This is a genomic window from Komagataeibacter xylinus, from assembly GCF_009834365.1.
GTDB lineage: Bacteria > Pseudomonadota > Alphaproteobacteria > Acetobacterales > Acetobacteraceae > Komagataeibacter > Komagataeibacter xylinus_D.
In genome coordinates this window covers 147,043-161,846 of the sequence record NZ_CP041349.1, presented here as the reverse complement: position 1 = coordinate 161,846, position 14,804 = coordinate 147,043, and the positions used below count along the sequence as shown (strand labels likewise).

At 58.9% G+C, this 14,804-nt stretch carries 11 protein-coding genes and 4 pseudogenes; 12 read left to right on the top strand and 3 right to left on the bottom strand.

Features of this window, described 5'->3' with window-relative positions:
- Positions 1-5 precede the first annotated feature (5 nt).
- A complete protein-coding gene (locus FMA36_RS17605) occupies positions 6-395 on the bottom strand; it encodes a hypothetical protein (RefSeq protein ID WP_087608997.1) in 390 nt (129 codons plus the stop codon).
- Between the two features lie 541 nt (positions 396-936).
- Between FMA36_RS17605 and FMA36_RS17600 the strand changes: the two genes are divergently transcribed.
- The 12 genes and pseudogenes from FMA36_RS17600 (at position 937) to FMA36_RS17550 (ending at position 12,693) form a co-directional block, all read left to right on the top strand.
- Complete coding sequence (locus FMA36_RS17600; protein WP_039736669.1) at positions 937-1,236, top strand: WGR domain-containing protein; 300 nt, start codon at positions 937-939, stop codon at positions 1,234-1,236.
- A 384-nt stretch (positions 1,237-1,620) separates the two neighbouring features.
- Positions 1,621-2,289, top strand: coding sequence for a Ros/MucR family transcriptional regulator (locus FMA36_RS17595; protein WP_019092075.1), 669 nt, complete (start codon positions 1,621-1,623; stop codon positions 2,287-2,289).
- Between the two features lie 77 nt (positions 2,290-2,366).
- On the top strand, positions 2,367-2,519 hold the full coding sequence (locus FMA36_RS19250; RefSeq protein WP_029335895.1) for an AbrB/MazE/SpoVT family DNA-binding domain-containing protein: 153 nt from the start codon (positions 2,367-2,369) through the stop codon (positions 2,517-2,519).
- Positions 2,520-2,606: 87 nt separating this feature from the next.
- Complete coding sequence (locus tag FMA36_RS17590) at positions 2,607-2,921, top strand: type II toxin-antitoxin system PemK/MazF family toxin (protein ID WP_306308847.1); 315 nt, start codon at positions 2,607-2,609, stop codon at positions 2,919-2,921.
- A 519-nt stretch (positions 2,922-3,440) separates the two neighbouring features.
- Positions 3,441-3,954, top strand: a pseudogene (locus FMA36_RS17585) (transposase); the annotation flags it as partial.
- A 198-nt stretch (positions 3,955-4,152) separates the two neighbouring features.
- Complete coding sequence (locus FMA36_RS17580; protein WP_370664434.1) at positions 4,153-4,629, top strand: hypothetical protein; 477 nt, start codon at positions 4,153-4,155, stop codon at positions 4,627-4,629.
- Between the two features lie 11 nt (positions 4,630-4,640).
- Positions 4,641-5,888 (top strand): TolC family protein, encoded by a 1,248-nt coding sequence (locus FMA36_RS17575; protein ID WP_019092071.1) that lies wholly within the window; start codon positions 4,641-4,643, stop codon positions 5,886-5,888.
- Positions 5,885-7,036 (top strand): efflux RND transporter periplasmic adaptor subunit, encoded by a 1,152-nt coding sequence (locus tag FMA36_RS17570; protein ID WP_019092070.1) that lies wholly within the window; start codon positions 5,885-5,887, stop codon positions 7,034-7,036. Before FMA36_RS17575 ends, FMA36_RS17570 begins: the two co-directional genes overlap by 4 nt.
- Positions 7,036-10,109, top strand: a pseudogene (locus FMA36_RS17565) (efflux RND transporter permease subunit). The gene FMA36_RS17570 and the pseudogene FMA36_RS17565 overlap by 1 nt, the downstream one beginning before the upstream one ends.
- Complete coding sequence (locus FMA36_RS17560) at positions 10,109-10,780, top strand: response regulator transcription factor (protein WP_007396721.1); 672 nt, start codon at positions 10,109-10,111, stop codon at positions 10,778-10,780. The pseudogene FMA36_RS17565 and the gene FMA36_RS17560 overlap by 1 nt, the downstream one beginning before the upstream one ends.
- Positions 10,777-12,113: pseudogene (locus FMA36_RS17555) on the top strand (sensor histidine kinase). The gene FMA36_RS17560 and the pseudogene FMA36_RS17555 overlap by 4 nt, the downstream one beginning before the upstream one ends.
- A gap of 169 nt (positions 12,114-12,282) precedes the next feature.
- A complete protein-coding gene (locus FMA36_RS17550) occupies positions 12,283-12,693 on the top strand; it encodes an RrF2 family transcriptional regulator (RefSeq protein WP_010511654.1) in 411 nt (136 codons plus the stop codon).
- Between the two features lie 244 nt (positions 12,694-12,937).
- Here the strand turns inward: FMA36_RS17550 and FMA36_RS17545 are convergent.
- Positions 12,938-13,692: pseudogene (locus tag FMA36_RS17545) on the bottom strand (IS5 family transposase); the annotation flags it as partial.
- Positions 13,693-13,736: 44 nt separating this feature from the next.
- On the bottom strand, positions 13,737-14,648 hold the full coding sequence (locus tag FMA36_RS17540) for a sulfite exporter TauE/SafE family protein (protein ID WP_010509936.1): 912 nt from the start codon (positions 14,646-14,648) through the stop codon (positions 13,737-13,739).
- Positions 14,649-14,804 lie beyond the last annotated feature (156 nt).

The window sequence follows — 14,804 nt, the reverse complement described above, 5'->3', positions numbered from 1 at the left end:
AAAAATCATTCCTTGTTGTTCCCCCTTTCTCGAGACAGGGGATTTTCAAAAGCAGGGTTAATCGGGGGGAGAATAAACGTCTCTTCTGCCTCGCTTCCTAACTCGTCGACTGACATCTCGCTTATCATTTTTACAAGGATATCAACGCGGAGTTGCAAATAATGGCAATCCGGATAGTCCTTTTTCAATTGACAGCCTTTTTCGTAGCAAAGCATCAGGATAGGATAAAGCGCCTGCGCCTGCTCACGCCTCGCGATTGAAGTTTTCGCCGGAGAAGCGATATATTCAATATTGCACCTAAGCGCTAAAATTGCTTGAACCAGCGTTAGACATAGCTGTCCAGATGGTTCGTCATCGATAAGCTCGAAACGCGAGTGAAGTTCATCAAACTTCATGTCATCCTCACACGGATCAAGACGAACACACTGAAGCAACGCAGTGCACGGTTGCCATGTTTCTTACGGAGCGCTGGAGCGGCATAACCCGATATACTTTGCTATTATTCACGATTTTCGTCGTGATTTAATCTGGTCACCTAGCTCCACGGAATCATGATCAGGCTACCCAATCTACACGATTCCGTATCGTTGTAACGTATATCTCATTATTGTTACCGAGTGTTTCGTCGATATTCTGCGGGCAACGTATGTTCGAAACATGCGGAGCTATTGCTGGGTGATCGAAGGGCAGTCATGCCTGGATGGCAAGAAAAAGCGTCTTCTACGTCATCTTGCGATCGGTCGTGGCTTGAAGCAACCACCAACATGCTGGATGACTGACGTATCGGAAGACATCCGCATCGTACCATCCGACCCATAGATCGCAGGAAATGATCCATGCATGCTCCAAGCGAAGTTGCAAAAGGCTGAAAGAAGTTCAGAATATCTGTACTTGGATAATAGATCATGTTAGCATCATGCGATGCGCAGGACCAATATGACATCCAGAAGATCAACGAGCGCCGTTCCCCCAGAGAAAACAATACAGCTTGGACTGTTCCCACTATCGGTCCAGTTGCGCCGTATTCAACCCAGTTTCAATGAGTGGCGGTATTACGGACTGTCAGTTCAGCCCGACCTGTTCGGTGGTGCCGCGCTTGTTCGTAACTGGGGCAGGATCGGGACAGCTGGCACCCAGCGCGTGGATCTCTATCCGGATGAAGGCGCCGCGGTGAATGCCCTGACCGCGATGATCCGTTATCGCCTGAAACGCGGCTATATCGTTACACAGCCATGACTGGCTGCATTACCTGCAGGGGTAACCCGGTGTGATCATCGGACAGGTGATAGAGATAAATACTGTATCCGCTCACCACGTCATGGAAAATTCGTGTGTGGATATATTCGGACTAAAAAACTTATCATCGACATTGGGGTGAGCCGTAGTTTTCGTGAAAGGCCCGTTGCATAAGCCAGTTTACGCCGTCTGATAGCGTAATCAGGGGCAGGCTCCGCCGCATACAATTTGCGTAAAACTTGATGTTCATGGTGCGATGTGATCGATGTATGCAACGTACCGCAATATATAATTCAGCTTTCGATACGCCATATTTTGCCGATTGCATATAGACTTACACTCCGGCAATGTTATTCGGTAAAAATATAGCGGAGAGGCTTTATCATGGACCAATCAGACGACCTATCCCCGGCAATTGTAATTGCCATGAGCGACATCGTGGCAGCGCATCTCGGCAATACCAATACCTCTCTGCCGACAGAACATGTCCCGGCGTTTATCCGCGATGTCTACGCTGCTATCCGCGAAACAACACCGGCCACAGAGAAAAACAGCAGCATTCCTGCCCAGCAGCCTGCAGTTCCAGTCGGGCAGTCGGTGTTTCCTGACCACATCGTCTGTCTGGAAGATGGCAAAAAACTCAAAATGCTCAAGCGTCACCTGCAGACAAGGTACGGAATGACGCCAACGCAATACCGAGAGAAGTGGCAGCTTCCTATGGATTATCCCATGGTTGCTCCGGAGTATGCCAAAATGCGGGCGGCTCTGGCGCGAGACGCGGGTCTTGGACGCAAGATTTTGGTTCCCCCGACCGGTCCCGTGGGCGAGGCAACTGTAGTCCCTTCTGTTGATAGTGCGACGAAAGAAATATCGGTCGATACTTCTGAGGCCGTAGTGCCCGCCAAAAAAACGATTTCGAAGCGATCCAGGTCGTCGGCAACTGAAACCGGATCTTCCGCAGCATCGCCAAGGAAAACGCCGGGTTCCAAGACTTCAGCGAGACCGCGTGCGATACGGAAGACCGGCACGAAAGCAAAAGGGGCCAAGGTCTGACTGATCAGCCCGGCCTATCGGGCTTGGTTATAAGGCAACTAGGCATCCATGCATCACCCGAACGTCAGGATGATCAGATGATGAATGTCCATGAGGAAGGTGATCGAGTTATCATTGAGCCGGTTCGCGCCACACTGCTCAAACTGGAAGATCTCGTCGCCGGGATTACCGATCTGAACGGGCATGATGAAATTGACTTTGGACAGTCTGTAGGTGACGAAAGCTGGTGAGCATCAAATCCCAGGTCACGTGGGTTCCTGACTGCGGCGACATTGTCTGGTTGGAATTTGATCCCTCAGCCGGGGCGGAAACGGGCTGTGCATCGGCCTGCGGTGCTTCTCAGCCCTGCAAGTTATAATGCCAAAGCGGGGATGACGCTTTGCTGCCCCATGACCACTAAAATCAAAGGCTATCCGTTTGAAGTAGCCGTGGTAGTAAAACCCGCCAGTGTGGTCCTCTCTGATCAGGTGAGAAGTCTGGACTGGCGGATGCGGAACGCGAAGCTCAAAGGAAAGGTCTCGGCAAAGGAAATTGAGGCAGTTCGTCAGCATGCCAGATTACTGGCTGGCCGAGGGAAACAGGGAAGCCCGAACATTTCAATGTATTCAAACATGTCCTGCCGGACTTCTTAATATGTGTTGTAGGTTCGACGCTGCATGCGCTTGTCTGATGAGCGATCAACCACGTTCTACGCCGACATACAGGGCAACGTTGGCCTCTGCGCCAGAAAACGGAAACATGAGATGTGCAGCACAGCCGAACAGGGTCACGTTCGGTTGCGGCTGCCAGCACATTCCTGGCGGTAGGTTGCTATACGTTAGCAATGGCACCGGGCTGTGGTCGGGTTTTGTACTCTAATTGGGCAGGGGTGTGAAATCACCTGTTTCAGTCTGGGTGCGGGGTGAGTCTGGAGCCTTATCCTGACGCCGATGAGCGTTCAAAACGCCGGGTACCGGCTAGACGAGCCATCAGCCCGCATATGAGTGCGGCTGCACAACGCGGGCCTATGTATGATACCGGTGATCGGGTTGAAAAAGGCAGAGCTGGGTACCGAGGGCACGACAGCATCATGTCCGTCCGTAGCAAGGAACTTTAACAGATGCTCAAATCCGAGATACGAGCCTAGCCAGCTGTGGCAGAGCAGCACAAGTGGGCAAGACGCCACGCCTTCGGTGGGTGTTATTGACAGCCAGCCGGTTAAAACCGCTACAACAGCGGCCGCTGTGGTTATGACGCGAGCAAAAAAAAATCAAGGGTCGCGAGCGGCATATCTCGACCGACACGCTGTGTCATGTCGTGGCAGCTGTCGTGCATCCCGCCGACATTCAGGATCATAACGGTGCGCCGCTGGCAGCAACCAAAATACGCTCATTGTTCGCTTGGCTGCGCCATCTGATTGGTGAGGGTGGATATGCTGGCGAGAAGTTGCGTGGTGTGCTGGTCGAACGTGGCCGACGGACGATCGAGATCGTCAAGCGCAGCGATCGGGCTGAAGGCTTCATCATCATGCCGAAACGCTGGATCGTGGAGCATCGCTTCGTATGGCTCGGACGCTGCCGCCGTTTCACGAAACATGTCGAGGCACCAATCTCGTTATCCTGTGCACAGGTGATGATTGTCCATATCTGCAGGGTGCTGAGACAAATCAATCAAACCGCTTTCTAATTCAGGCTCTAACAGAGCCTTAAATTCACATATGAAATTATCGCTTACTCTAAATATAGAAATGATAATCATTTTCATAATATAAATTCTCTTTTGTAGACCGGATGTTCAGGTTCACGTCAGGTTTCTCTGTTACCGTCAGAAAGTCATCGTCGTGATGGCAGGAACTTTATGTACGCCGGGGAACAGACGCTTATTATGCAAAGGATAGTGCGGGATAGTCTGTATGCAGCCTGTATTTTCTTCCTAGGGGTGTCGGCCGCTTGGGCGGATGATGGGACAGAGGGCATATGTATGACGGTCCGGCATGGTATACGTTTGCATGTAGATGGCATGTATGGGGGTTATCCCCATTCCGTACTGCGTGACGCCGTGCTGCAGGGCGTGGCGTGCCCCTCTGATGAAGCTGAACGGCATGTCTTCGGTCTCATTGCCGACCCGCCGCCACACCTGCGTATTTCCGTTACGAGGCCCATGGGGCAGGGGCAGCAGGGGGCGATTTCGGCCCGGCTGTTCTCGCAGGGGCATTTTGTCATCGGGGAACGCATGTCCCTTTCGCCCCTGGCGCGTTCGCAGTCCCCGTTTTCGGTCACGTCCGAGATCAATCTGCTGATGGCGCGACTGTGGAGCGATTTGGCCGAACGGATCAGCCATGGTGGTCGCGCCATTCCATGATGGCCTGAAGCATGAACCGCGCCATCCCCCCCATCGTGTCGATCGCCATGGCCTGTGCCCTGCCATGGATGGCCCTGGCCCAGGACGCCCGCCCTGGCCCATCCTTCCATGAAGCCGTCGGCATGGCCTGGGCGATCGATCCCGTCCGCACCGAACTTCAGGTCGGCCATCATTCCGCCCGCGCCCGCGCCAGCGCTGCCGGGTCATGGTTTGCCGGCGGCCCGACCCTGTCGGGTGAATACATGGATGACCACATGCTGGGCAGTAACGAAGGCTATACAACCTATCAGGGCGGCGTGTCGGTGCCGCTGTGGCTGCCGGGGCAGGGCAGCGCCACGAAACAGGTCGCCAGCGCGGAAGCCGCGTCGATTGATGAACAGCTCAATGTCGAACACATGGCACTGTCCATCCGGGTGCTTGATGCAGGCGCCGCCGCCCTGATCGCCCGCAGCCGGGTGGATGTGGCCCGCACCCTGTATGATGCGACCGCGCGCATGGCCGCCAGCGCCACGCGCGCGGTGCAGGGGGGCGAACTGGCCGCGACCGACGGGCAGGTGGCGCAGGCGGCGATGGAGAACGCGCGCGATGAACTGGCCCTGGCACAGGAGGAAGCGCAGAACGCGACTACGGCCCTGGAGGTGCTGCTGGGGCGCCCGGTTGTGCCTGACCTGAGCCGTTATGGTGGCGGCGACGTGACGCAGGCCCGTTTTGTCAGCCCGCGCGACATGGAAGACAACGATCCCCGCATAAAGGTCGCGCACCGCAATGTGGAAGCCGCCGAAGCGAACATGAAACTGGCGCGCCGTTCGTTCATGCCCAACCCGGAAATCGGCGTGGACGCCATTCATGAAAAGCAGTACGGCAGCCCGTGGGATGATCGTGTGGGCGTGAATTTCAGCATCCCCCTGCCCAGCGAGGTCCGTAACACGCCCATCATGTCCGAAGCCCGCAACCGCCTGGCCACGGCCACCAGCCAGGAAACGCAGGCGCGGCGCATGGTGCATCTGGAAATGATGCGCGTGCGTGAACGCCTGATCGCGGCCACCACGGCACGACAGGCTACCCGCAGTGCCGCAGAGAATATGGAAAAGCGGGCCCAGGCGCAGGAACGGGCCTGGCGGGTAGGCGAAGCCGGTGTGGATACGGCGCTTGCCGCCCGGCAGGCGGCCGCCAATACCCGACTGGCCAGTGCCCGGGCTGAGGTGGAATGGCATGTCGCCAGCATCCGCATGCTGATTGCAACAGGTGTTGTGCCATGAAGCGGATTGCCTCCATCCTGTTTCTTCTCGGCCTGCCCGCCCTGCCTGCCCATGCCGGGGAGGGGGCGCTGCCCCCGATCGTGAAGCTGGACGGGGCGGCGGTTGCCAATGAAGGGGTAACCATCGTCACGGCCACGCCGGGTCGCGTGGCACCCATGCTGCCGGTCATGAGCCGGGTCATGCCCGATACGACGCGGGTCGTGCATATCCATCCCGCCGGCAGTGGCAAGGTGCTGGCAGTAATGGTACAGCCCGGAGCATCCGTGCAGCGGGGGCAGGCGCTGGTGCGCTATCAGGATCATTCCCTGCATGTTGCGCGCCTGCAGGCGGTTCAGATGCGTGCAGCGCTTGCTGCCGCCATTGCGGCCCGGACCGATGCGGCAGGCGCGGTGCAGCGGGCTAGGGCACTGGCTGGCGAGAGCATATCATTGGCCGAACTGCGCCGCAGGCAGGACGTGCTGGCACAGGCGGATGCCACCATGCGTGCACGCCAGGCGGATGTGGACACGTTGGGCCACCGTTTTGCCGAGGAGTTCAATTCATCATCGGAGCAGGACAGTCAGGGCGCGGAAGACGAAACCTCGACCCTGATCTCCCCTGTCAACGGCATGGTGCAGGTGATCGGTACGTCAGTGGCGGGTGATGTGGACCCGAGCATGGATGTGGCCACCGTCGCGGATCTGTCCAGCATATGGCTTGTCTCCGACATCCCGCCGGACCAGGCGGCGCGGATCGCACCAGGCGGCCAGCAGGTAACGCGGACGGCAGACGGCCCGTTTACATCCCGTATCGATACGGTGGACGGGATGGCCAGTTCCCTGACCGGGCTGGTCCGGGTCATAAGCCGTGTGTCAAACCCCACTGGCGCGCTGGTGCCCGGTATGGTGCTGGATTCCGCACTGGCTCAGCGTGACAGCGTGGCGGGTCTTGTCGTGCCGTCCGAAGCCATCCAGCAGATTGACGGGCGCAGCGTCGTGTTCGTGCGGGTGAACGCGACGGACTACCGGCCGGTCGTGGTCGATGTGGCACTGGATGACGGGCGGCAGGCAGTGCTGCGTTCCGGCCTGACAGAGGGCGAGCCGGTGGTGGGTCATGGTAGTTTTGCCCTGCGTTCCGTCATCGGTCTGGCCGGAATGGATGCAGACTGATGGCACATGCCTACCTTGCCACCCTGATCCGCGCGCGCATGCTGGTGCTGGGCGGTCTTGGCCTGCTGCTGGCCGCGGGCATCATGACTGTCCTGGGCCTGCCGGTGGAAGCGGTGCCGGATATTTCGCCCCGGCAGGTTCTCGTCTCGGTCGTGGCGCCGGGCCTTGCGACGGAGGAAGTGGAAAAACTCATCACCTTTCCCGTCGAGACCAGCATGACCGGAATCCCCGGCATGACTGACCTGCGTTCCGTATCGCGCGGCGGCGTCTCGGTGGTGTATGTGCAGTTTGCCGATGATACCGACATCAACCTGGACCGCACCCGCGTGAACGAGCGCATGCAGCAGGCGCGTTCAAACATATCCGTGCCCGGCATTACCGTCAGCATGGGGCCGCTGGCCACTGGCATGGGCGAAATCATGCAGTTCCAGATCCGTGGCGCGGGGCGTTCGCTCATGGAACTCAACCGCATCATGAACTGGACCGTGGTGCCGCAGATGCGTCTTGTACCCGGTGTGGTGGATGTCAACGTCAATGGCGGGGCGGAAGAAACCTATGAGGTGACGCTGGACCCCGCGCGGCTGATCGGCAGCAACCTTTCGGTAGGCGAGGTCTATCGTGCGGTGGATGCCGGCAACGCGGCATCCGGCGGCGGATGGATCACGCACCATGCCGAACAGCAGAGCGTGGTCGGACGCGGGCTGGTGGGCAGCCTTGCGGATTTTGGCAATATCGCCGTGCGGACCAACCCCGATGGCTCCGCCGTGCGGCTGCGTGACCTTGGCCGCATCACCAGGGGCGCGCGCACCCGTCTGGGGGCGGTAACGCGTGACGGGCAGGGCGAGATCGTGATCGGCGTGGTGATGATGGAAAGCGGGGCGAGTTCCAACGCAACGCTTGCCGCCATCAACCGTGCGCTGCCGGGCATACGGCAGGCTTTGCCCGCAGGCGTCACGATCGAACCCTATTACACCCGCGCCACCCTGACCGGGCAGACCATCGCCACCGTGCGTGACAACCTGGTCATGGGCGCCGTGCTGGTGGTGGGGGTGCTGGTGGTGGTGATCGGGAGCTGGCAGGCCGCCCTTGTCATTGCCTCGGTCATTCCGGTTGCCCTTGTCTGCGCGATGGCGGGCATGCGGCAGTTCGGTATCTCGGCCAACCTGCTCAGCCTTGGCGCAATCGATTTCGGCATGATTGTCGATGGTTCGCTGGTGGTGATCGAACATGTGCTGTCGCGCAGGGAGGAGGAGCCGGACGCCGAATTCATTCCGCTGGTCATCTCCTCCGTGCAGCAGGTCATGCGCCCGGTGGGGTTTGCCATACTGGTCATCATCATGGTCTATCTGCCGATCCTGACCCTGCAGGGGATCGAGGGGCACATGTTCCGCCCCATGGCGCAGACGGTCATCATGGCGCTGCTGGCGTCGCTGGCGTACTGCTTCATCTGCGTGCCCGTTCTGGCCGCCCTTGCGCTGGGGGGCGTGCGGCCTGCGGGTGATACGCGGCTGATTGCCTTCCTGCGCCGGCCCTATACCCATATGGTGACATGGGGGAAACCCATCCACGCATCCTGTTTGGCGGTACGCTGGTGGTGCTGGCCCTTTCAGCGGGGCTTGCGATGAGGCTGGGCGGTGAGTTCATTCCCCAGCTTGATGAAGGGGCGCTGGCGGTCACCACCACGCGGCTGCCCTCGGCCTCGCTTGATACCGTGCTGGCTTCGGTCACGAAGCAGGAGCAGATCCTGCGCAGCTTCCCTGAAGTGCGCGCGGTGGTCAGCAATACCGGCACGTCCGCCATTCCCACCGACCCGATGGGCGTGAACGAGACCGACAGCTTCATCTTCCTCAACCCGCCCTCCACATGGAAAACCGCCCGCACGCAGGCGGGGCTGGTCGCCGCGATGGATGATACCCTGCGGCGCGAACTGCCCGATGCGCTGTATTCATGGAGCCAGCCGGTGCAGATGCGCATGGATGACCTGCTCTCTGGCGTGCGCACGCAGATTGCCGTCTCGATCTTTGGCGATGACCTGGCCATGCTGGCCGAGCTGGGTGACCGGGTGGTGGCGGCTATGTCCGGCGTGAAGGGGGCAGCGGACGTGGCGGCTGCGGGGGACGGCACCGTGCCGCTGATCGTGGTCGACATTGACCGCACGCAGGCTGCCAGCCGCAATGTGGCGGTGCAGGACATTCTCGATACGGTGGAGGCCATAGGCGGGCATATCGGCGCCCGGCCGGTGATCGTGGATAACGCCATCATCGGCACGCAGGTCCGCCTTGACCCCCGCGTGGCGACATCCGCCGCCGCCATTGGCGCGCTGCAGGTCCGGCGGATGGACGGGCAGGGGAATGCGATGCTGTCACAGGTGGCGCATGTGCATGAAGTCGATGGGCCGCCGCGCATAAGCCGCGACCGGGTACGCCGGCGCATGGTGGTGCAGGCCAACGTGCGCGGGCGTGACCTTGCATCATTCGTGGCCGAAGCACAGGCCCGTGTGGCGCGGGACGTAAAACTGCCTGCAGGATATAACATGCAGTGGGACGGGCAGTTCCGTAACCTGCAATCAGCTACAAGGCGGCTGGAGATCGTGCTGCCCGTTGCCCTTGGCCTGATCTTTGCGCTGCTGGTGGTGGCGTTTGGCGCGGTGCGGCCCGCGCTGCTGGTGTTCGTCAACCTGCCGGTGGCGGCAACCGGCGGCATCGTGGCGCTGACGCTGCGCGGCATGCCGTTCAGCATTTCGGCGGGGATCGGCTTCATCGCGCTGTTTGGCGTGGCGATCCTGAATGGCGTGGTGCTGGTCAGTGAGATCGCAGCCCTGCGGGCACGGGGAATGGCCGTGGCACAGGCGGCCTTTGCGGCCGCGGAATCCCGCTTCCGTCCCGTCATGGCCACAGCCCTTGTCGCCAGCCTTGGCTTTTTTCCCATGGCGTTTTCCGAAAGTGCGGGCGCGGAAGTCGAGCGCCCGCTGGCCAGTGTGGTGATCGGCGGGCTGGTCACGTCCACGTTGCTGACCCTGCTTGTGCTGCCATCACTGTATGCCCGGGTCATGCGGGAAAAGGATCAGGACTGATGCGTATCCTTATTGTCGAGGATGAATACGATCTGGGTGTGGCGGTGCAGGAGCGCGTGGGTCTGGACGGGCATGCCGTGGACTGGTTCACGACGCTGGAGGACGCGCGCGCGGCCATGGCAACGGTGGATTATGATTTCATGCTGCTCGACCTTGGCCTGCCCGATGGAAGTGGGCGCGACCTGTTGCGTGAGGTCCGTCGGACATCATCAGACATCGCCATCCTCATCACCACGGCAGAGGACCAGATCAGTGACCGTATCGCGGGTCTGTCCGAAGGGGCAGATGATTATATCGTCAAGCCCTATGACCTGAATGAACTCGTGGCACGTATTGCGGCAGTGGCCCGCCGGTATGCATCGCCGCGCAGGCACGCGCACTGCCGCGTGGGAGAGATTACGATAGACCGGGAGAACCGGTCTGTATCGCGTGATGGCGAGCGGCTGGACCTGACCGCGCGGGAATGGAGCATCATGGAACTGCTGTCGCGCAGTCCGGGCCGGATCTATTCGCGCCAGCAGATTGACACCGCGCTGTATGCGCTGGACCGGGACGTGGACAGCAATACCGTCGAGGTTTTCATCAGCCGCCTGCGGCGCAAGGTCGGCAACACGGTCATCCGGACCATACGCGGCCGTGGCTACTGCCTCGATGCAAGGGACGGCGCATGAAAAGCTGGAGCCTGTCTACCCGGATCATCAGCAGCGTACTCATGGTCGTGATACTGGGGCTGCTGATCCTCAGTGTCGCGGTAGGTGGATTTACCCGCTACGAGGTAACGGAACGGCTGGACAACTCGCTTCAGGAAGTTTCCGAGCGCCTGCAGACGGCTGTGGAGACACGACTGCATGATCCGGGTGCGGCGTCGTCCATCGCCTGGCTGCCGGAAGTCGGGCCACGCACCCTGGCCTATCAGATCGTGGATGTGACCGGGCATGTCGTGTTGCGTTCCCAGAATGCCCCGCAGGACGCATTCGAGCGCGCGTGGCGGACCGGGTTTGCTAATGTTCCGCATTTTCGCGTTTATGTCGCGTCACCCGTGGCGGAGAAATACCGCGTTCTTGTGGGGGAACCGACCTTCCACCGGCGCGAGGCCGTCCGGCGCGCGATGCTGATCTCTGTCGTGCCCATGCTGCTTTTCATGCCGGTGATCTGGTGGCTGGTGCGCCTGATCGTGCGGCGCGCCCTGCGCCCGCTGGACCTGCTGCATGACGAGATGCGCGCACGTGGCAGCGGCAACCTTCAGCCCATTCCCCCCTTGATCTCCCTGACGAACTAGTCTCCATCCAGCGCTCGATCAATACGCTGTTGGCGCGGTTGGAGGCAGCGCTCTCTACCGAGCGCGCCTTTGCCGCAAGCGCTGCGCATGAACTGCGTAACCCGCTTGGAGCCCTTCTGGCGCAGGTACAGATGCTGGGCCGACTGATGCCGGCGGCTTCGGATACGGGCCGGCGGGTGGAGCTCATTGCCGACCGGACCCGCAGGCTGGGCCGCACGGTGGAAAAACTGCTGCAGTTTTCCCGCGCCTCGTCCGGCGTCGCTTTCCGGCGCGACCGTTTCGACCTGATGACCGTAGTGCATGTCCTTGTCGATGATCTTGGGCATAATCCGTGTGACGGGCAGGGCATTGTCATCGCGCCAGACGGGATTCACCACATATTCGTACATGGTGACATGGATGCGACCGGCATCATGTTGCGCAACCTGCTTGAAAACGCCCTGCTGCATGGAGGGCACCATATGCCCGTGCGGGTGGCCGTGCTACCAGATGGTGGAATCGACATCACCAATGACTGCCCCGCGCTGCCACCCGGCATATTCCAGCGGCTGACTAGCCCATTCGTGCGCGGCGGGACCGGTAATCATGGCAGTGGCCTGGGTCTCGCCATTGCCAGTAATATCGCTACCCAAATGGACGTTACTCTGCGCTTACGTTCCCCACTTACAGGATCTGCCAGAGGATTTGGTGTGTGTGTCACCTTTCCAAACTCGAAGGTAACCTAATTCATGACAGTAGAGGAACAGACGCGCAGGCAACTCCATTTTGCGTACTCTACTCCCCTATGTCACGAATGCCCTGCGTCACGGTTGCCTGGTACAGCAGCCCGTTGGCAATATTCTGAGAGGCTGCTTGGGAAAATCAGTCAACACGTGCCTATGGGTGGTGGGGTTGATGCCTCTTTCGCTGCGTACCGACTACGCTTTCCGTGTGTTGATCCACTTGGCGTGTAATCCTGATTCGCGTGTTACCGTCAGGAACATCACTGAGTTGCAGGGCATTTCGCACAATCATCTTGTGAAAGTTGTACAACACCTGTGTCATGCCGGGATCGTACAAGGTACCCGGGGAGGTACTGGTGGCATCCGTCTGGCTGTGTCTGCCAGAAACATCAACGTCGGTCATATTATGCGGCTCATGGAAACTGAAAAAGAATCCCCTGGCGCCTGTCACCCATCTGGCAATAACCAGTGTATACTGGGCAATGCTTGTCAGTTTCGCCATCTCATAGTACAGGCCGTTGATGCATTTATGGCATTTTCCGATGGAATGAGCTTACTGGATCTCACTAGTGGTTCAGGATAATGTGTTTGCTCACTTTTCCATCCTGGCATGATGCCTCCCTCAAACAGTTGATAGAACATTTGAAGCCGTCGATGAAAAAAATGTCACTGTAGTCATAGTGAATCTCGTGTGAAGTAAGATTCATATAATCTTCAGGTGCAAAGTTCATTTTGTTGCGGGTAATATAATGATAGCGGACGTTATTATTATTACGGTGTTGAAAGATTTTTACCAAAGTACGGACGGCTTCTAGGCTCGGGACACATAGCCAGAACATGACGGTTGCGGTGAGACAGATGGCTGAGAAGAAGACGGTCGGGCATCTGTTGTAGCGGGTTGCAACCCGCCGCCAGCCCTTGAGCCTTCCGAATATGATCTCGATGCGATTGCGGCGTTTATATTTTCTCTTGTCGTATCTGACCGGTTTTCCGCGAGATTTCTGTCCTGAAATGCAGGGCTTTTATACCTTTTGCTTCCAGGGCGTCCCTGAACCAGTCGGCGTCATCCCCGCGATCTCCCGGCATCCATTGTGCTTCAGGAAGACTATCCAGCAGGGCAGCGGCATCGGTATAATCGCTTATCTGTCCCGCAGTCATGAAAAAGCTCAGCGGTCGCCCACTCTGGTCGGTGATCGCATGCAGCTTCGTGTTTATGCCCCTCTGGTGCGGCCGATCAAGCGACCTGGATCCCCTTTTTTAGCCGCACGCTCGAAGCCGTGCGGTGTGCCTGGAGATACGTCGCATCAGTCATGATGGTCTGGGGCTCTGCCTTTCCGGCAGCCAGACCGTCCATCATCCGGGCGCAGATCCCCATGGCGCCCCAGCGCTTCCAACGGTTTTAGAGCGTCTTATGTGGACCGTATTCCCGGGGCGCACCGCGCCAGCGCAAGCCGTTCCGATTGACAAAAATGATGCCGCTCAGCATTCGGCGGTCATCAACGCAGGCTCTACCATGGCTCTTAAAGAAAAAGGGCCGCAGACGCTCCATTTGTTCGTCCGGCAGCCAAAACAGGTCGCTCATCTCCAGTCTCCTCACAGAGCCTGAATCAGATTCCCGCACTTAAATCAATGGGTTGTTATCATAGGGGATGAAGCCAGTCTGGAAAGCACTCGGGGGCTCAACTCGCGTTCATCACCATTTTCCCATTCGACCGCGAAAGTGTGTTGTCGCCATGACACGGACGCTGCGGCTTCATGGGCTACGTGGGCGAAATGCACCGTGACATTTGCCTGCCGCGCTAACTGACTACTGGCGGAGATCACCATCATGACACCCGCCACGACCATGGCGGCATGACCAATATGGTGAAACAAGCGATCATGCAGGTGCGGCAACAGGTACTTCATGATTATTGATGACAGAACCGCCGCCGCAGCAACAGCGATACCCGCAATGCTGGCCCGGGTATTCAACAGGCCGAACTCAGCGTAGAGAGCGATCTTGAGCACATGCAGCATGATTTCGTTGGCCGCGCGGGTTGCGACGATTTCTTCCTTCCGCAGACCAAGTCGATAATAAAACCCATTGAACACCAGGCCGACCGCTCCGGTAAAACCGGAAATGAAGCCGGCGGTAGCACCCAGCACGTGCAGTTCGATAGCGTGGGGCGTTTTCACAGTGACCTGGGGTGCAGGCTTGCGAAAGAGAAGGGGAAGATTCCCCATCAGGAATACGCCAAGAAGCAGCGACAGATAGGCTGGCTCCATACGGCTCAATGCCCATGCGCCCAGGGCGGCGAAGGGCAACGCGGTGGGCGCAAAATGCCGGACGATGTCCCACCGGATCGCCTGCCGGAACGAGATGATGCGCGTCGCCGAACTGGCAACTGTCCCGATCGACAGGGCGGCTGGCACCTGAGTGCCAGGCAGCACCAGCCCCAGCAGGGGCATTAGGAGCAGCCCGGCACCGCCTCCCGACACGGCGCTCAGGCCAAATGCCGCGGCTGATGCAACCAGAATCAGGGACCAGAGCAGCATGGTTTGTATGAATCCCGATTTGGATCCCTGCTCGCCGGGACCGTTGCAGGCGGCCACATCGCATGGGCGCGCGGCATCATTATTTCTGGCGAAAGCTCACGGGGATGTCAGCTTACAATGCCCCAATCTTCAGTCGTATTTGCACATCTCTAACGA

Excerpts from the sequence above, each read along its gene's own strand:
- FMA36_RS17605 (WP_087608997.1), bottom strand. The coding sequence starts at position 395 with ATGAAGTTTGATGAACTTCACTCGCGTTTCGAGCTTATCGATGACGAA.
- FMA36_RS17600 (WP_039736669.1), top strand. The coding sequence starts at position 937 with ATGACATCCAGAAGATCAACGAGCGCCGTTCCCCCAGAGAAAACAATA.
- FMA36_RS17595 (WP_019092075.1), top strand. The coding sequence starts at position 1,621 with ATGGACCAATCAGACGACCTATCCCCGGCAATTGTAATTGCCATGAGC.
- FMA36_RS19250 (WP_029335895.1), top strand. The coding sequence starts at position 2,367 with ATGATGAATGTCCATGAGGAAGGTGATCGAGTTATCATTGAGCCGGTT.
- FMA36_RS17580 (WP_370664434.1), top strand. The coding sequence starts at position 4,153 with ATGCAAAGGATAGTGCGGGATAGTCTGTATGCAGCCTGTATTTTCTTC.
- FMA36_RS17575 (WP_019092071.1), top strand. The coding sequence starts at position 4,641 with ATGAACCGCGCCATCCCCCCCATCGTGTCGATCGCCATGGCCTGTGCC.
- FMA36_RS17570 (WP_019092070.1), top strand. The coding sequence starts at position 5,885 with ATGAAGCGGATTGCCTCCATCCTGTTTCTTCTCGGCCTGCCCGCCCTG.
- FMA36_RS17560 (WP_007396721.1), top strand. The coding sequence starts at position 10,109 with ATGCGTATCCTTATTGTCGAGGATGAATACGATCTGGGTGTGGCGGTG.
- FMA36_RS17550 (WP_010511654.1), top strand. The coding sequence starts at position 12,283 with ATGCCTCTTTCGCTGCGTACCGACTACGCTTTCCGTGTGTTGATCCAC.
- FMA36_RS17540 (WP_010509936.1), bottom strand. The coding sequence starts at position 14,648 with ATGCTGCTCTGGTCCCTGATTCTGGTTGCATCAGCCGCGGCATTTGGC.